The organism is Kribbella sp. NPDC049174, assembly GCF_043197365.1.
In the GTDB taxonomy this organism is placed as follows: domain Bacteria; phylum Actinomycetota; class Actinomycetes; order Propionibacteriales; family Kribbellaceae; genus Kribbella.
In genome coordinates, this window is record NZ_JBICSZ010000006.1 from 316,280 (window position 1) to 333,923 (window position 17,644).

The 17,644-nt window shown below is 66.9% G+C and carries 15 protein-coding genes; 8 read left to right on the top strand and 7 right to left on the bottom strand.

Features of this window, described 5'->3' with window-relative positions; genetic code table 11:
• Positions 1-10 precede the first annotated feature (10 nt).
• The gene (locus ACGFIF_RS28950) at positions 11-2,137 is read left to right on the top strand and encodes a hypothetical protein (protein WP_393158772.1); all 2,127 of its coding nucleotides are present in this window, start codon (positions 11-13) and stop codon (positions 2,135-2,137) included.
• A gap of 55 nt (positions 2,138-2,192) precedes the next feature.
• Here the strand turns inward: ACGFIF_RS28950 and ACGFIF_RS28955 are convergent, their stop codons facing one another.
• Positions 2,193-3,506, bottom strand: a complete 1,314-nt coding sequence (locus ACGFIF_RS28955) for a hypothetical protein (RefSeq protein WP_393158774.1) — start codon at positions 3,504-3,506, stop codon at positions 2,193-2,195.
• Entirely contained in the window at positions 3,503-3,859 is a 357-nt protein-coding gene (locus ACGFIF_RS28960) for a hypothetical protein (RefSeq protein ID WP_393158775.1), read from the bottom strand. The genes ACGFIF_RS28955 and ACGFIF_RS28960 overlap by 4 nt, the downstream gene beginning before the upstream one ends.
• Positions 3,860-4,402: 543 nt before the next feature.
• Between ACGFIF_RS28960 and ACGFIF_RS28965 the strand changes: the two genes are divergently transcribed.
• The 6 genes from ACGFIF_RS28965 to ACGFIF_RS28990 all read left to right on the top strand — a co-directional run bounded on the left by ACGFIF_RS28965 (position 4,403) and on the right by ACGFIF_RS28990 (position 13,827).
• Positions 4,403-5,353 carry a hypothetical protein gene (locus ACGFIF_RS28965; RefSeq protein WP_393158777.1) on the top strand — a complete coding sequence of 317 codons (951 nt, stop codon included), beginning with the start codon at positions 4,403-4,405 and terminating at the stop codon, positions 5,351-5,353.
• 128 nt (positions 5,354-5,481) lie between these two features.
• Positions 5,482-7,593 carry a hydantoinase/oxoprolinase family protein gene (locus tag ACGFIF_RS28970; RefSeq protein WP_393158779.1) on the top strand — a complete coding sequence of 704 codons (2,112 nt, stop codon included), beginning with the start codon at positions 5,482-5,484 and terminating at the stop codon, positions 7,591-7,593.
• A 2-nt stretch (positions 7,594-7,595) separates the two neighbouring features.
• On the top strand, positions 7,596-9,911 hold the full coding sequence (locus ACGFIF_RS28975) for a hydantoinase B/oxoprolinase family protein (protein WP_393158780.1): 2,316 nt from the start codon (positions 7,596-7,598) through the stop codon (positions 9,909-9,911).
• On the top strand, positions 9,908-11,440 hold the full coding sequence (locus ACGFIF_RS28980; protein ID WP_393158782.1) for an FAD-dependent monooxygenase: 1,533 nt from the start codon (positions 9,908-9,910) through the stop codon (positions 11,438-11,440). Before ACGFIF_RS28975 ends, ACGFIF_RS28980 begins: the two co-directional genes overlap by 4 nt.
• Complete coding sequence (locus ACGFIF_RS28985; RefSeq protein WP_393158783.1) at positions 11,437-13,077, top strand: (2,3-dihydroxybenzoyl)adenylate synthase; 1,641 nt, start codon at positions 11,437-11,439, stop codon at positions 13,075-13,077. Before ACGFIF_RS28980 ends, ACGFIF_RS28985 begins: the two co-directional genes overlap by 4 nt.
• 9 nt (positions 13,078-13,086) lie before the next feature.
• The gene (locus ACGFIF_RS28990; protein ID WP_393158785.1) at positions 13,087-13,827 is read left to right on the top strand and encodes a TetR/AcrR family transcriptional regulator; all 741 of its coding nucleotides are present in this window, start codon (positions 13,087-13,089) and stop codon (positions 13,825-13,827) included.
• On the opposite strand, the gene ACGFIF_RS28995 is transcribed toward ACGFIF_RS28990, so the two are convergent.
• The 5 genes from ACGFIF_RS28995 to ACGFIF_RS29015 form a co-directional block, all read right to left on the bottom strand.
• The gene (locus ACGFIF_RS28995) at positions 13,818-15,041 is read right to left on the bottom strand and encodes an alpha/beta hydrolase (protein WP_393158786.1); all 1,224 of its coding nucleotides are present in this window, start codon (positions 15,039-15,041) and stop codon (positions 13,818-13,820) included. The two genes, ACGFIF_RS28990 and ACGFIF_RS28995, sit on opposite strands and share 10 nt — an antisense overlap.
• Positions 15,038-15,283 carry a hypothetical protein gene (locus tag ACGFIF_RS29000; RefSeq protein ID WP_393158787.1) on the bottom strand — a complete coding sequence of 82 codons (246 nt, stop codon included), beginning with the start codon at positions 15,281-15,283 and terminating at the stop codon, positions 15,038-15,040. Before ACGFIF_RS29000 ends, ACGFIF_RS28995 begins: the two co-directional genes overlap by 4 nt.
• Positions 15,280-15,906, bottom strand: coding sequence for a VOC family protein (locus ACGFIF_RS29005; RefSeq protein ID WP_393158788.1), 627 nt, complete (start codon positions 15,904-15,906; stop codon positions 15,280-15,282). Before ACGFIF_RS29005 ends, ACGFIF_RS29000 begins: the two co-directional genes overlap by 4 nt.
• Complete coding sequence (locus ACGFIF_RS29010; RefSeq protein ID WP_393158790.1) at positions 15,903-16,655, bottom strand: maleate cis-trans isomerase; 753 nt, start codon at positions 16,653-16,655, stop codon at positions 15,903-15,905. The genes ACGFIF_RS29005 and ACGFIF_RS29010 overlap by 4 nt, the downstream gene beginning before the upstream one ends.
• Positions 16,656-16,787: 132 nt before the next feature.
• Positions 16,788-17,411, bottom strand: a complete 624-nt coding sequence (locus tag ACGFIF_RS29015) for an RNA polymerase sigma factor (RefSeq protein ID WP_393158791.1) — start codon at positions 17,409-17,411, stop codon at positions 16,788-16,790.
• Between ACGFIF_RS29015 and ACGFIF_RS29020 the strand changes: the two genes are divergently transcribed.
• Positions 17,389-17,643, top strand: a complete 255-nt coding sequence (locus tag ACGFIF_RS29020) for a hypothetical protein (protein WP_393158793.1) — start codon at positions 17,389-17,391, stop codon at positions 17,641-17,643. The genes ACGFIF_RS29015 and ACGFIF_RS29020 overlap by 23 nt on opposite strands.
• Position 17,644 lies beyond the last annotated feature (1 nt).

Below are 17,644 nucleotides of genomic sequence, written 5' to 3' on the forward strand. Positions count from 1 at the left end.
AGGAGGGCGCATGTCGGATCTGGTGAATGTGCAGGACTACAGTGGTCTTGTCGTGGACTCCGATTGGGCACCGGCGTTCGCGAAGGCCATCAAGGATGCCGTTGCCAACGGCAAGAAGGGGGTCTTCGTCCCGGACGACGGCGCTGCCTACACCGTCAAGAAGCCGTCCGGTCAGACCCCGTCCATCGATCTTCGCGGTCTGACGAACTTCATCCTCCTGGGCGAGGGAGACGGCAGTCGCATCCGCCTGACCGGGAGTGGGGGTGGCGGGTCGTGGAACATGATCATGATCGGCGGGCACTGTGCCGACGTCACCGTGCGTGGCCTGTACCTCGACGGCGACAAGCAGCACCTCACCAACCTCGACAGTGGGCACACGCACACGGTCCAGATCGGCGGCATGGTCTCGGGAGGTTTTGCTCACCGGGTCCGCATCATCGACTGCACCATGACCGACATGGACGGTGACGGCGTGGCCATCGCTGCGCTCGCCGGGCCGTTCGGCGGCGGCAACGAGGTCTCGGTCGTAGACATCATCGGCTGCAAGTTCCTCAGCTGCCACCGCAGCGGTGTCAGCAACCAGCGGTCCGCCGAGTTCGTCCGGATTCAGAACTGCCACTTCGAGGGCACCGGGGCTCAGGACATCGACTTCGAGCCGACCGGACTCGAACTCGGTACCGGTCCGCGCCGCTACGCGATCATCGGGAACACCATGATCCACAGCTCGAACGAAGCGGCCGTCACGTTGAGCGGCGACGCCGGCGACATCCCTGCCCGGGACAACATCTTCGCGCTGAACCACGTCTACGGCGGCCGGGTCGGCATGGTCGACACGCAGCACGTGCTGATCTTCGGCAACTACATCGAGTGCGGCCCCCAGGACACCGAGGCGGTCCTCCAGATGCGCGGCAAGTCCGACGGAGCACGCGTCAGCCACAACCACATCGTGAGGGTCCCGGGAGCCGTGGCGGGGAGGACAGTCAACATCTCGAGCCGTGCGGTGGAGGCGACGCTGTGGGGATTCGACCACACGACCGACACGATCAGGATCACCTCACACGGCCGAGACTCCGGCACCGGGCCGATACGCCTGGCAACGTCCGGGACGCTGCCCACGGGGCTGGATCCCGGCACCGACTACTGGCTGATCCGCGTTGACGCCAACACACTGAAACTTGCCGCCAGCAAGCAAAACGCAGAGGCACCGGCAGCGATCGCGGTCAGCTTCTCGGACAACGGCACCGGGCGCCACACGATGGTGTTTCCAGCCTCCAGCATCCGGCTGCGGGGTTTTGACCACACGACCGACGTTCTCACGGTGACTTCCCACGGACGCGAGACCGGCACCGGCCCCGTCGAGCTCCGGTCATCCGGAACGCTGCCGACCGGTCTCGATCCAGACACCGACTACTGGCTCATCCGCCTCGACGCCGACACCCTGAAGCTTGCCACCAGCAAGCAAGACGCTCTGGCCGGGACTGCCGTCAGCTTCTCGGACGACGGCACTGGGCAGCACAGGCTCCGGATGATTGACCACCCCCGCGGCGTCGACGTATCCCAGAACCGGATCCACAGCCACACGGGAGCCGACGACTGCACGGTACTCGTCACCAACGGCCGAGAATGCTCCTTCGTGGACAACGAACTGGTCTCCTATGCCGGAACCGAGGTGACCAGCGGGGTCCGCTTCGTCACCTCAGCGGTGATGCGGGAGTCCGTGGAGGACTGGAACATCTCCGGCAATCGCATCCGAGGCGACGCCGGCATCGGTGGTGCGTACACGTACGGCGTCACCGTCACGCCGATCGGCGTCACCGTCAGCGGTGTCAAGGTCAACGGCAATGCGTTCCGAGGCTGCACCACCAGGGTGCACCTGGACGTCCGCTCCGGCGGCTCCTACGCAGATACCCCCATCGCGTACGGCAATACGGGCAGCGGAACCGACTTCGCCGGTCTCGGCAACCTCGCCGCGGTCTGCATAAGCGGCAACACCGACTCACAAGCCGACTACATCTACGACGCCAACGGCGACCCGGCGTTCACTGCCGCGGACGGCTCGACCGCCCGCCGCAGAACAGGCGGCGCCGCCGGCACCACCATCTACTTCCGGGAAGCCGGCCACTGGGTAGGAAAGTAGCAAATCAAGCACGACGCACGCGGGCGGGACTTGGGACGTCAAGCCTCCTCTCAGGTCAGGATGTCAGTTTGTATCCGTGCTCTTGAAGCAGTTCGCGGAGTGAGACCTCGAGTTGTTGCTCGTTCAGGCTGTTCTTCTCCGGTGCCCAGACCATGAAGGCGACGTGTGAAGTCCCGGCTTCCTGGAGCCAGATGCCGGGGCGTCCCGGATCGCGGTCGTACAGGAGATAGGTGCCGCGGCGTTGGTCCGGACCCGTCCACGATCCGCCGACGGCGTCGGCCTGGTTGGGCTTGCCGAAGCTGAAGGGCGTGACGTTCGAGGAGTACTGGGTGTAGACGACCCAGAAGCCCTGAGCGGTCTGACAGCTGTAGATCAGTCGCGTGACCTGGTTGTTCTTGGCTTCTGGCTCGTCCAGCCAGCTGTCGCAGACGTCCGACCATTGCGCTAGGTCGTCGCGGAGAAGATGGTCTGGTGGAAAGCCGCGGGGAACGATGGACAGAGCAGGCTCGGGGCTGGGGCTGCTCGCCGGTTGGACTGTTGACGTAGGGTTCTGCGGTCCGGCGACGACAGCGTCCGGCTGAGCCGATCCGCCGCCCCGGGTGGCGAACAGGAAGACACAGAGGACCAGCAGGGCGCCCGAAACGAGCATGAAAGCAAGAGCCTTCGACCGGAGCAGGCGTTCGCGCCGGGCGGATTCGGCAATGGCCCGCATCTCGACCAAGAGGACTTCGGCTGCGTTCCGGTCATTGGTCTTCAGGCGGTCGATGATCTCCTCGGCATCCGCCGGTGGGAACGTGTTGAGCACGCGGGCAGCGAGGTGTGGCTCCATCTGCCTGATGTAGTCGGCGCGGTGTGTGATCGCAAAGGCTGCGAGCACGTTCGCCGCCGTACCGCTGTCGCCGCGTGCCAGATCTGATAACAACGCTGCACCGTCATCAGGCCCCATGCTGCCGATGATGCGTGCCGGTGCGCCGTGGGCCGCCATCAGATCCGCTCGCGCAGAGGGCCTCATCAGCAGCATGAGCTTTCCCGCGAAGGCTGCGTCCAGTTGGCGGATGAGTTGCCCCGCGCCGGCGGGATCGGCTTTGAACAGCCTCTCGACGAGATCGGATGCACGGCGCGGATCCTTGACGGCGAGATCGCCGAGCACGCCCGCCTTGAGATCGATCTTCCGGAATCTCTGGAAGGCGCCGTTCAAGCTCAGATGCTGAAGCTCGAGAACGAGGTCGTTGATCGACGACGGACTACCGATGTTGATATCGCGACCGGCGGCCAGTCCCGCGATCGAACCGTCGCTGGCAAACGTCGCTCCGGTTTGCTGGGACGGTTTCTGGGCACCGTTCCCGTCCGCTCCCGGCACGTTGATCAAGCGCCTTCGTCCGGCTGGTTCGGCGCCTTCGACCGATGAGTCGGCGGCATGCCGATGTTGATGTCGTTGCCGGCGGCCAGACCCGCGATCGAGCCACCAGTCGCAAATGTCGTTCCGGTCTGCTGGCCGGGCGGGACCGCCGGCGATACCTGTCCCGGGCTCGGCGGATCTGGCTTGGACCGCGCTGTGAGGATCGAGTTTCCGATCGCGACCGCGGCGGCGAAACACGCGCCGCCCAATCCGATGGACCAGGCTTTGACCTCGCCGGTCACCACGAAAGTGCCGACCACGATGATTGCGAAGACTGTCAACGCGCCACTGATCGTGGCAATCCACACCTTGGACCTGCTCATGCGTACCTCCCCGGACCCGCGTTCCGTCCGGCGGACGTGAACTGGATTACGCGTCAACAGAATGCGGCCCGGCAACCTCAGCAGGCAATAGCGGATCGAATGCCTGCTTTCAATCAAGCGTCGGTTTGGATCACCTGCCGACTGCTTGCTCGACCTCATCGCCCTCCACTAGCGGGAATACCGAGCTCATCCAGAGGTCAGAAAACATTTCTGCGGCTTGTAGAATCGAAAGATTAGGGACGATCTGTGCACCCAGCGGGCGCACGGGTCAGGGGGAACGACGCTCGGCTTGTCACGCACGACGACGGAAACGTCGAGTTGTACGGCGACGACCCTGGGGAAGGGCGCCAATTCCGGCAGCCGGCCGGCGCTCCATCCGGTGCCTGCCGGTGTGAGCTGTCCCGCGGACCGATGACGGTCGCGGATCAGTAGCAGGGGGAAGCCATGCAAACGCTCGAAAATCAAGGCGTGCCACCGGCACGTCGCGTCACGAACGACGGAGATGTCCAGGAGAGGACGTACAACTACCTGCGGCTGTCGATGGTGGCCGTGATCGTGGCCTTGGGGGTCTCGCTGGCGATCGAGTGGATCTCGGCCGAGGGGTGCTTCCAGACGTCGATCAGCGCCTATTACTACACGCCGGTCCAATTGGTCTTCGTGGGTGCACTTGTCGCCATCGGCGTGTGCATGGTGGCGCTGTGGGGCCGAAACGCCGCCGAGGACGCCTTCTTGAACCTCGCCGGGCTGCTCGCACCAGTCGTCGCCTTCGTCCCCGCGTCCAGGGCGACAAGGTGCAGCGTTGTGAGCGAGACCGGTACGAGGCCGACCGAAGGGCAAGCGGCACCGGTCGACGACGACGTGGTCAAGGCTGCTCATGAAGCGATCAACAACAACATGGGGACCGTCTTTCTCGTGGTCCTGCTCGGGCTCGCGTTCACGGTTTGGTCCCGACGCATGCGCCCGTGGAGTTCGGCGCAGTCGAAGTCGGACAAGGTGGCCTATCTGTCCTCGTACCTCCTTGCGCTCGCGGCCTGGCTCGCCGGCGTGATCGTGTTCTTTGCGGACCGAGACCTTTTCTATCGACGCGCTCACTTTGCCGCTGCGTTCCTGTTCTTCGCCTGCGTCATCGTTGTGGTGTTCGCGAGCGCCTACGAACGCACCCGCACTGATGACGAGCGGTCTTTTGGCGCACGAGTACGGGCCACTATGAAGGATCGGGACGCGGTGGTCGGTTATGCCATGGTCCTGTCGATTCCGGTGATCGTCGCGATCGGGTCGGACTACTGGGTCTTGCGGCTCGAAGGTGTCTTGATCCTCCTGTTCGGCACGTTCTGGCTGTTGCAGACTTACGACCACTGGTCGTCGATGCCACCAGCAGCGCCGGCCGCCGGCGGTGACGGGGCCGCCGACGAGGACGGCGACGGCAAAGGACCGGAGCCAGCAGGCGTCGAACCCACCGAGGGTCGGCGGGGTGAGATTGACACCCCGATCTAGCTGGTGGGTCCGTCGGATCTCACCGAGCGTGGCGAGGTTGCGGCGACCGTGCTGACATTGGTGTCGAAGTATTGACGCGGGCGTCAGGCAGTGGCTACGTTGGTGTTCTCAGAGGAAGCGAGGGCGCCATGGCTTATGTCATCGGGGTGGATGTCGGTGGGACGTTCACGGATGCGGTGTTGGATGACGATGCGGGGACGGTTGTCGCGGCCAAGGCGCCCTCGACGCCGGATGACTACTCGCGTGGAGTCATGGAGGCGCTTGCCGGACTGGCCGAGCAGTTGGCCGAGCCGGTGGAGGAGATGCTCGGGAAGACGCATCACGTCGCGCACGGTACGACGTCGTCGCTGAACGCATTGGTGACGGGCAACGTGCCGCCGGTCGGTTTCCTCACGACGGTCGGGCACCGCGACTCGATCTTCATCATGAACGTCGAGGGCCGCTACCTCGGGTCGTCGCCGGACGAGTTGCAGAACGTGCTCGGCCAGAGCAAGAACCACGGTCTGATCCCGAAGCGGCACGCGCTGGAGGTGGTCGAGCGGATCGACCGGGACGGCAACGTCGTCGTACCGCTCGACGAGGACTCCGTGCGGACAGCGGTGAACAGCCTGCTCGCCGAAGGGATTCGCTCGATCGCGGTGTCGCTGTTGTGGTCGTTCAAGAACCCGGTGCACGAGCGGCGGATCCGGGAGCTGATCCACGCGATCGATCCCGGCGTGTTCGTCGCGGTGAGCTCGGAGGTGAGTCCGCGGATTCGCGAGTTCGCCCGCAACGCGACGACGATCATGAGTTCGCAGATCGGCCCGGGTCTGGGCGAGTACCTCGGTGTTCTCGAAGGCCGGCTGCGTGCGCAGGGGCTCGTCGGTCCGCTGCTGGTGATGCAGAGCAACGGCGGTGCGATCGCCGCGAGCGAGGCGCCGTCGAACGCGATCAGCACGATCGGCTCGGTGCTCACCGGCGGTGTCGTCGGTGCCGTTTCCCTGGGCCGGCAACTTGCCCACCGCAACATCATCACCACCGACGTCGGCGGTACGACGTTCCTGGTCGGCCTGATCGTGGACGGCGAACCGGTCCGGGCCAGCACCACCATCATCAATCACCATCCCGTCAACGTGCCGACACTGGAGGTGCACGCCATCGGCTCGGGCGGTGGCGCGATCGCCTGGATCGATGCCGGTGGCAACTTGCAGGTTGGGCCACGCAGCGCGCAGTCGGTACCCGGCCCGGCCTGCTACGACACTGGAGGTACGGAGCCCACCAACACCGACGCCAATCTGGTGCTCGGCATCCTCCCGGAGTCCGGCCTGCTGGGTGGTCGCAAGGCGCTCAACGTCGAGGCGGCCCGGCGGGCGATCCGTGAGCGGATCGCCGCTCCGCTCGGCCTCAGCGTCGAGGACGCCGCCGCCGCGATCTACGCGATCCAGAACGCCCAGACCGGCGATCTGTTGCGCAAGACCGTCGTCGAGGCGGGTCATGACCCGAGGTCGTTCGTGCTGTACGCGTTCGGTGGTGCCGGTCCGGCGTACTGCGCGTCCTACGCCGCAGAGGTCGGTGTGCGGGAGGTCGTCGTACCACTGGGACCGGTCGCGTCGGCGTTCTCCGCGTACGGCCTGGCGTCGTCGGACGTCGTGCTGGCGTCGGAGCTGTCGGATCCCGGGCCGATGCCGTTCGATCCGGTCCGGGCCGCGGACAACTTCGCCGTACTCGAGGAGCAGGTGCGGTCCGCCCTGGATCGTCAGGGGCTGAGTTACGAGCGGATCGAGTGCGTGCGGTCGCTGGATCTGCGCTACACCGCGCAATTGGCCGAGGTGTCGGTCGAGGTTCCGAACGGGCCGCTCGACGCGACCACGATGGCCGACACCGTCGCGGCGTTCGAGAAGCGGTACGCCGAGTTGTACGGCGAAGGCACCGGCTTCAGCGCGGCCGGAATCCAGGCGATCACCTTCCGCGTCCGGGGCACCGGTGTCCTGCCGTTCTCGCCCACGTTGCCGAAGCTCGCCGATGCCGAGGGATCCGATCCGTCGGCGGCGTCGCACTCGACCAGGAAGGTCTGTCTCGATGCCCGGGTCGGGTACGTCGAGACACCGATCTACGACTATCGCGCGCTGAAGGCGGGCCACGTCATCACCGGGCCGGCCGTGATCGAAGTGCCCACGACGACTGTTGTGGTACCGCCGGAGATGACCGGTGTGGTCGACCACCTCGGCAACCTGACGATCGACACCCAGCGGAGGTCCTGACCATGGCGATGCAGATTCCCGGTTCGGAGTACTTCTCCAGCCGTCCCGTCGACCCGGCGGTGCTCGCCTCCGCGTTGCCCGCGTCCCTGCCGGTCCACACCGTGACGCAGGAGCAGATCGACAACCTCGATCCGTTGACCTACGAGGTGATCCGGCATCGCCTGTGGTCCGTCACCGAGGAGATGGGCGAGGCGCTGAAGCGGATGTCCGGCTCGCCGATCGTCACGGATGCGAACGACTTCGACTTCGCGATCTGCGACGAGCTCGGCCAGGAGGTGCAGGTCGGTCTCTACAACACGATGCTCGTCGGTGCCGTCGACCTGGCGATCTACTGGACGCTGCAGCACCGGGCCGACAACCCCGGGATTCGCGAGGGCGACATGTTCCTCTGCAACGACCCGTGGGTGGGCGGCGGTTTGCACCAGAGCGACGTGATCGTGTTCCAGCCCATCTTCCACGAGGGCAAGCTGTTCGCCTGGACCAGTGCGATCTGCCACGAGCCGGACCTCGGCGGCGTCGGGCTCGGCTCGTTCTCCCCGGCCGCGCAGGACGTCTTCGCCGAGGCGCTGCCCACGCCGCCGATCAAGGTGGTGCGCGACTTCGAACTGCAGAACGACGTCGCCGACGCCTGGGTCCGTCGGTCGCGCGTGCCGATGCTGGTGAACCTGGATCTGCGCGCGAAGATCGGCTCGAACTCGGTCGGCCGCAAGCGGCTGGCCGACGTCATCGAGCAGTACGGCGCCGACACGGTCAAGGCGGTCATGAAGCGGATGATGGCCGACGCCGAGAGCCGGCTGCGGCGCAAACTGACCGCGCTGCCCGACGGGACCTGGCGCGCGACCGGTTACCAGGACCAGTCGCACGAGGGCGATCGCGGCGTCCACAAGATCACCGTGGCGATGACGAAGACCGAGGATCACCTGACCTTCGACTTCCACGGCACCGACCCGCAGACCGGCGTCATCAACTGCACCTTCGCGGGGATGCGCGGCGGCGTGATGCTCGCGTTGCTGCCGATCCTGGCCCACGACATCCCGTGGTCGGCGGGCGGGCTGATGCGCTGCTTCGACCTGGTCGCGGAGGAAGGAACCATCAACAACGCGACCTTCCCCGCGGCCGTGAGTCGTGGTCCGATCGGCCCGGCCTGGCTGACGGGGACGTTGGTCGCAGAGTGCCTGTCACAGTTGCTCGATCAGTCGGTGGACCTCGGCAAGAGCGTCCAGGCTGCCTGCTGCGGTACCTGGGACACGGCGGTCGTGGCCGGGCTCGACGAACGTGGCGAGGTCCCGATGCCGTTCCTGAACGTGATGATGGAGCCGATGGCCGGTGGGTTCGGAGCCCGGCCGCAGGCGGACGGCATGGATACGGGCGGTCTGTTCTGCATACCGATGGGACGCATCCCCGACGTCGAGATGACGGAGTTCCTCTATCCACTGCTCACGCTGTGGCGGCGCGAGGAGCCCGACTCAGGCGGACCCGGGCGGCAGCGTGGCGGAGTCAGCGCGTCGGTCGCGGTGACGCTCTACGGGTCCAGCAATCCAGCCGGCCTGGTGCTCGCCTCCGCCGGCAAGGCGGTCTCGCAGAACAACGGGCTCGCCGGCGGCTATCCGGGCAACACAGGTCTCGACGCGGTCGCGCGTGGCGCCGACGTCCACGCGCTTCTCGAGCAGGGCAAGGTTCCACAGTCGCTGGACGACTTCGGCGATGGTGTTGAACTCGGCAACTGTTATGCACAGTCCTATCTCGCGCCGGGGGAGGTGCTGTATCTGAGCTGGCAGGGCGGCGGCGGGTACGGCGATCCGCTGCATCGCGACCCGGCTGCGGTGGCTGACGACGTACGAGAGCAGAAGGTCTCACCACAGGCCGCGCTTCAGGTGTACGGCGTTGTCCTGCGCGACGGTGTGGTCGACGGTGAGGAGACCGCCGTACTGCGTCACCGGTTGCGGGACCAGCGACGTCAGCGTTCCTTTGCGCCTGCGCCGGACGGTGCTCCGCGGATCGCTCTGGAGAGTGCGCGACGGTTGGACGACAACCTGGTTGTCGTGGGCAACGAGGTCGGATGCGCGCACTGCGGTCACCAGCTCGCCGACCTCACCACCGGTACGCAGCTTCAGCTCGCGATCTTCGAGGGACCGTCGAGCGAGGCTGGTCCGCAGATCACCTCCGAACCGTCGACCTACGTCGACGACGAGGTCGTGTTCCGGCAGCTCTGCTGCCCGGGCTGCTGGACGGCTGTCTATTCCGCGGTCGTGCCGAAGGATCACGCGGATCACGTATCCGACGTCCGCCGGTTCGCACTCGCGGGCAGGCCGCAGTGAAGCTCCGCTCCGTGGATGTGCTGGGCGGCGGGCCGGGCGGTCTGTACGTCGCCCGCCTGCTCAAGCTCCGGTATCCCGACAGTCGCGTGCGGGTCTTCGAGCAGTCGGAGCCCGCGAGTACCTTCGGCTTCGGTGTCGGTCTGGCCACTCGCACGCAGCGGAATCTGGATGCGGCGGACCCGGAGACGTTCGCGGCGATCGTCGCGCATTCGTGGTCGCACGAGATGTCGATGGCGGTCGGCGGCCGGCAGGTGAGTCTGGCGCTGGACAATCTGATCGCGATCGGCCGGTCGACGTTGCTCGACGTACTGCGCGGTCATGCGGCCGATGCCGGCGTCGAGTTCAGCTACAACTCGCGGGTCTGTGCGGATGAGCTCGATGCCGATCTTGTGATCGCCGCCGATGGTGTCAACAGTGGGACTCGGGATGCACGCGCCGAGGTGTTCGGCGCTCGGATCGACGTACACAAAGGCCTTTACCTTTGGGCCGGGACAGACGTCGCACTGCCGAGGGCGGTGTTCACTCCGGTGCGGACCGAGTACGGGACCTTTGTCGCACACGCCTACCCCTATGCGGGTGATCGGAGCACGTTCCTGATCGAGACTGACGAGGAGACGTGGCGGCGGGCCGGCTTCGACGTGACCACTGAGCGGCTGCCGTTCGACGGGAGTGACGAGGACGCGCTCGAGTATCTCGGCGAGGCCTTTGCCGAGCATCTGCACGGGCATCGGCTGATCGGGAACCGGACGCGCTGGCTCCGGTTCCGCACGGTCAGCTGCGAACGCTGGCACGACGGCAATGTCGTTCTGCTCGGCGACGCGGCCCACACCGCGCACTACTCGATCGGGTCCGGCACCAAGCTCGCGATGGAAGGCGGCATCGCGCTGGCCGCGGCGATCGCCGGCGCGAGCGACCTCGAGGAGGCGCTGACGGAGTATGAGCGGGTACGGCGGCCGGTCGTCGAACATCTCCAGGAGACGGCGGCTCGGAGTATGAGCTGGTGGGACTCGTTCCCGACGCGGCTCGACCTGCCGGTGGAGCAACTTCTCGTCTCGTACATGACCCGGGCGGGGAAGGTCTCGGTCGACCGATTCGCCACGTCGGCGGCGGGCGTCGTACGGATGGCCCTTGCCCAGTACGGGCGGTGCGATGTGTCCGAGGTCGATGACGGCAACCGCAGTGAGTGGGTGTTGCGGCAACCCCTCGGTACGGCCTTCGCGTCGCGTCGTGTGCGGGCTTCGGACATCGCCGGCCTGCGTCCGGTGCACGTGACGGTGAGCGATCCTTGGGGGTCCGCCGCCGATACTCTCGTCAAGGAGATCGGGGCCGACGAGGCTCTGTCCGGCGTACTGCTGAGCACAGCTGCTGATACTGGTTCCGTGCTGACGATGTTCGACCTGGCCGAGCGGATCCGGCGCGAAGCGGGCACGCTGGTCGTGGCCCGACTCGACGCGAGTGCGATCGACCTCGCCGTCGGCGCTCTCGTCACCGAGCGCGTCGACCTGGTCGATCTGGGCGATGCCGCTTGATCACGGACGAGCTTGTGCCGCCGTTCCGGCCGGAGCTGGCCGAGCGCTACCGGGAAGCCGGGCTGTGGGGGAATCGTTCCATCGCTCGAGAGTTCACCGCGGTTGCGCAGCGGCATCCGGACCGCATCGCTGTCGTGGCCGAGCAAGGGAGCCTGACGTACGCCGAACTCGACGCGCGGACCGATCGGATCGGTGCGGGTCTGCTCGAGCTCGGTCTCCACCCGGGCGACCGGGTGATCTTCCAGGTGACCAATCGGCTGGAGACCGTGGTCGCGTGGTACGCCTGCCTCAAAGCCGCTCTCGTCCCTGTTGCCACGCTCGCCGCTCACCGGGCGCACGAGATCGCCGAGATCAGCCGGCAGTGTTCGGCAACCGCTCATCTCGTCGAAGCCGGCCTGCCGTTCGACCTGGTCGACTTCGCCAAGGACATCGCCACGGACCATCCGACGCTGCGCCACATCATCACCCTGGGCACCGAGGCGTCGTCACTCGAGCTGCTCGGCGCCGACCTGAGCGAAGCGGCGATTCGCACCCACATCGACAAGGCGCAAAGCAGCACCGGCCCGGACGATCTGGCGGCGCTGCAGCTGTCCGGCGGCACGACCGGCGTACCCAAGCTCATCCCACGCCGGCAGGCGGAGTACTGGTACAACGCCGCGGCCTACGCGCGTCGGCTCGGCTGGACGAAGGAGACCAAGGTCGGTCACCTGATCCCGGTCATCCACAACGCCGGCATCACCTGCGCGGTCCACGCCGCCCACAGCTGCGGAGCCACCCTCGTCCTCGGCACCCCGGATGCTGCCGCCTCAGCGGCCCTGCTGGCCCGCGCCGGCGTCGACTCGGCGCTGATCGGCCACGGCCACTTCGGCGCTCTCCTGCAGCCCGTCCTGCTCGATCAACTGCCGACCTTGCGGCAGGTTCTCCTGTCCGGCACGAAGGTCCCGGAGATCTTGTTCGACGAGCTCGAGCGGCGCGGGATCTGGTCGGGACAGCTGTTCGGCATGGGTGAGGGCCTGTTCGTCATAAGCCGGCTCGACGATCCGCGCGAGGCACGGCTGCGGACCGTCGGCACGCCGCTGAGCGAGTACGACGAGGTGCGCATCCTGCTCCCGGGCACCGAGGTCGAGGCGCCGTACGGCGAGATCGGCGAACTGTGCTGCCGCGGTCCGTACACGATCCCCGGGTACTACGCGGCCGGGGAACGTAACGCGCTCGCGTTCACCCCGGACGGGTTCTACCGCACCGGCGATCTCGCGCGCTGGGGGACGTACGACGGCAGGGCGCAGCTGCTGATCGAGGGGCGCATCAAGGACGTGATCAACCGTGGCGGCGAGAAGATCAATGCCGAGGAGATCGAACTGCTTCTGCTCCGGCACCCCGACATCCGGCAGGCGGCCGTCGTCGCGATGCCCGACGCCCGGCTGGGGGAGCGGTCGTGCGCGTACGTCGTGGCCCGCGCGGCCGTCGACCTTCCCACCGTCCGGCAGCATCTGGACTCGCTCGGCGTCGCGAAGTTCAAGTGGCCCGAGCGGGTCGAGCAACTCGACGACCTGCCGCGGACGAATGTCGGCAAGATCGACAAGGCGTCCCTGCGCCACCGCATCGCCGCGGCCTTGCGAACCGGCACGGACAGTTAGAGTCGGCCCATGACTTCAGGACGGCAGCCGGGGAAGAAGGCGGTTGACGCGGACGAGCGCGGCCGGAGCAGTACCCGTCGCGATCTCGTCGAGAGCCAGATCATCGCCGAGGCGACCCGGCTCTTCGCCGAGCGTGGGTTCTCCGGAACGAGCCTGAAGGACATCGCGGACGCGACCGGGCTGACCCGGCCGGCGCTCTATCACTACGTCAAGAACAAGGACGAGATCCTGGCCAAGCTGGTCAGCGAGCTCGCTGAAGGACCGGCGCGTGCGCTGCGCGCCATCCGCGCACAGAGCGAGCTCGGGGCCGCCCAGAAGCTGCGCGAGATCGCGCACGCGATCGCACTGCAACAGGCCGGTGAACCGGCCAAGTTCCAGCTGCTCATCCGCTCCGAGGCAGACCTCCCCGAAGACCTCGTCGGGCCGTACAACCGGAGCCGCCGCGACGTCCTCAACGAGATCGTCGCCGTGATCGAGGCCGGCGTCGCCTCCGGCGAGTTCCGCCCGGTCGACCCCCGCATCGCCGCGCTCGCGGTCATCGGGCAATGCAACTGGGTCGCCTGGTGGCATCACCCGGGCACGCCTGAGGAGAACAGCCGGGTCGCCACCACCATCGCCGACCTGGCGGTCGCTTCCGTCCTCTCCTCCGACGACGCCGACCCTGGCGTGGACCCGCGGACCCGGGCGATCGAACGCCTCAAGCAGGATGTTCAGCACCTCGAGAAGATCCTGATCACCGATCAGACGTGAGCCTTCAGCCAGCTCTCGATCCGCTGTGCCGCCAAGGACGTGCCGGTCGCGGCTCCCTTCGTGACCGGGCCGCCGAAGTGGGTGCCGGCGACGGACTGCACAGTCAGGTCCGAGGCGGCCAGTGCGCCGCTCATCGCGGTGATGTCAGTGGGATACGACGCTTGGTCGCCGGTGAACTCCAGGAGCAGCGTCGGGACCGTCACGCCGGGAGCGCAGTCGAGGAAGGTCGCGTTGGTGGACAGCGCCGACCAGGTGGAGAGCCAGGCCCCGGCAGTCGACAGACGGCCGAAGCCGACCAGACCGTAGTTGGTCAGATCCGGCCGCCGGCCGAACAGTGAGCCGTACGGGCGATCGTTGGGATCCAGCGACAGATCGACGTTGCGCAGATCCGCGTCGGTGCGGAAGACGGTCATCAGGCGTGGAGCGAGCGCGCGGCGACGATCGGCCGCGTCACCGCCGGACTTGAAGGCGCGATTCGCCTCCTGGGCATCCGACACGTGTTCGCGAGCCTGCGCGTCAAGGCGCCGTACCCGGTCCTGCTGGGCGGCCCGGTAGCGAGTGATGAAGGCTTCGTCGTAGCTGCTCGACTGGGGTGCCGGCCGGAATCCGTTGCCGGGGTTGAACGGGTCGAGGTCCGGATCGACGGAGAGCGGATCGGACTCGTCGACCACGGACGGGTCGATCAGTCGCTGCAGGAGGGCGCCTTGGCCGGGATGTGGTGCGAGGAAGATGCATCCGTCGGGAAGGGGCATCGCGGTGCCGGCCAACGGAACCGGCCGGCCGGACGGCGTGCTCGCGAGGCGTTGATCAGGAGGTAGAGCGGCCTGCTGGCAGTAGAACGCGGCGAGCGTCCCACCGCCGGAGTGACCCAACGAGTAGACACCGAAGCCGTTGTCACGCAGGAAGACGTGACCGGCGGCGAAGTCGATGATCGCCTGCTCGTGCAGCAGGTTGAGGTCGTTGTTCGGCGATCGGGTGGCCTGTGTCCACACGCCGTACCCCATGGTCAGCAGGTACGGAACCAGCGGATGGTGCGTGACGTCCTGCCGCGGATGCATGATCGTGACGACTGTCGTCGCTCCTCGCGGCACGCGCAGGACGCCGGTGACCTTGGCGTCGTCGCTGGTGCCGAGCTCGTGCACACTCGTCGCGACACCGTCAGGGCCCTCGATGGTGGAGGAGTAGCGGCCGGCCCCCAGTCGCGTTGCCGTCATCGCGGGTCCACTCGCAGCGCGTCCTTGTCCCACTGAACGATCCGGCCGCCGGCCAATCCGGCGATGCAGCTGTACCAGACCGCGTGTCGACAGCCGGTGGCTCGACGGTCGATGACGATCGGGCCGTCGTACTCGATGACGAAGTACGGACCGAGCTTGTCCACCTGGACGCCGTCCGACTCCGCGGCGACCTTCGCCACCGAGGTGTTCTCCGGTACGTCGAGCACGTACAGCCGGCTCATACGCGCACCTCCCACGACGGCGCACGCTCCACGATCAGCTCGGCCTTGCGGGTCAGCAGATCGTCCATAGTGTGCCCTTCGCGCTGCGCGACGTCGACGAGCGCGTCGATGGTGAGGTTGGCGTCCAGATCCTCCTGCGGGGTCACCGGACGCAGTGCCCGGGTGATCTCGACCATGTAGCCGTTCGGGTCGTGGGTGTAGATCGACTCGATCGTCTCGTGCTGGATCTGCATCTCGACCGGCCATTCGCTCAGGTCGAGCCGGCGACGGTACTCCGTCAAGGCGTCCTCGGAGTCCACATGGATCGCCAGGTGACGCGATCTCACGAACCAGTCCGGCGTACTGTCGTCGAACCGGGCGTAGACATCACCCTTCCGGTCCGACGACGGCCGCGGCAGCCCGAAGTAGTAGAAGAACGCGATCCGGTCGTCGTTGCCGATGTCGAAGAAGAAGTGGATGAAGTCCGGGTGATCGTCCGGACCCCAGCCGGCCGCACAGATCGAGTGCACGACGGGGAAGCCGAGGACGTCGCGGTAGAACCGGACGGTCCCGACCGGATCGAACGTCGGAAAGGCGGCGTGGTCGACACCGCGGGCGAGATGGCGTCCGGCGAGCTCGTTCATCGGGACAGTCCTGCTTCGCGACGGAGCAGCGAACCTGCTCCGGGAATGTCGATCGGCAGTCCAGCGGCCTCGAGGACGCTGTAGGCGCCGGCCGTCGCGGCCGAGAGCACCGGAAGCCCGAACTCCTGTTCGGCGGATTCGACCAGCGGCAAGGAAGGCATCTGCACACAGGCCGAGATCACCAGCGCATCCGCGCGAGCCAGCTCCAACGAGCGGGCGGCGGCCATCACCTGGTCGCCCGGGATGCAGCCGACCTGACGGTTGTCCTCGACCTCCAGGGCTCGCCAGTCCACGACCTCGAAACCCTCCGCCTCGAGGTACGTCACGACCTTCTCGGCGAGTGGCTTCAGGTACGGCGTGACGATCGCGATCCGCTGCGCCGGAACAGCCCGAAGGGCCTCGACCAGCGCACCGGCACTCGACCTCACCTTCGTCCTGGACCCTCCGGTGGCGAGCTGCTCGGCGATCAACCCTTCGACGCGCTCGTGCTCACCAGGACCGACGGACATCAACGCGACGAGGCACGCGTAGAGCAGCACGTCCGGATCGGCATCGCCGAGCTCCAGCACGCACCGCTCCCGCTGCGCGTTCATCGCGGCCAGTTGCGCCGGCGACACCTTGGCCATCCGCATCCGGCTGGCATGGAAGGAGAACGTCGCCGCCGGATGCCGTCCGAGCAGCACCGGCAGCTCCGTCTCGACAGTGATATTCGAACTGGGCACAACAAGCCCGACACGTACGTGACTCATCCAGATCCTCTCGTCTCCTTCCAGCATTCGACGGATCCGACGAAAAGTCAACACCAGCGTCAATCGCCCGTCCGGAGGGCGGCTCGTACGGTGTGCTGTCGCGCAGGTGACGGTGGACGGTACCGGAGAAGATCAGTGTGGGGTGATGGTGGCAAGCTCCGGGGTGCGGCGGAGCATTTGCAGGGCTCGCATGCGCATCGGGCCGATGCTGCCGATCGGGAGGTTGAGGGTTTCGGCGATCTCCGTGTAGGACGGGCAGCTGTCTGACATGAGTAGCCGGATCAGGTTCTGGTAGCGGCTGGGAAGGCGGGATAGAGCTCGCTCCGTGGAGGGCTCGTACTCGCCGTCGACCGGGTAGACGTCGACTACAGCGGCGCGGTGGCCGTCGCTGTGCTCGGCTGTCGGGTCGGCGTACAGCAGGTACCGCTTCCGGCTGATCGCCACTCGCAGACCCTCCCGCCGGGCCGTCGCGGCCAGCCAGGCCGGGAGGCACTCGGGATCGCGGACCTGGCGACCGTGTTGCCACAACCGCAGCCAGGTCAGCTGAGCGACGTCAGCGGCGTCGCTGTGGCTCAGGCCGACGCCACGAGCGGTGTGCAGGAGCAGGGGACCGAAGCGGCGTTCCAGCTCCTTCCAGGCCGACCAGTCAGAGGTGAGTGCGCGGCCGAGAAGGACCTCGAGCGAGTGTCCTGAGTCGTTGTGATGGCGATGTGCCTCAGCCGGCCGTGCGGTTGTGCGTAGCGAGATCGTCGACACGCTTCCACGTCCTTTCGCTGTTCCCGCAGGTGGCGACGATGCGCGGGTCAAGGCACAGGAAGAGCCGGCCGATGGCGGCGGACCACCGGCTGAAAGCCATGCGTCAGCGGGCTCGGTAGAGCCCTACTCCGGCGAAACCCTGGACGGCCTGTGCCTCACCACGTCCCCCGTGGTCGTCGTCAGTGCTGCCTTCGTGGCCTATTCGATCACCGGTGCCGTCACGCAGACGTAGC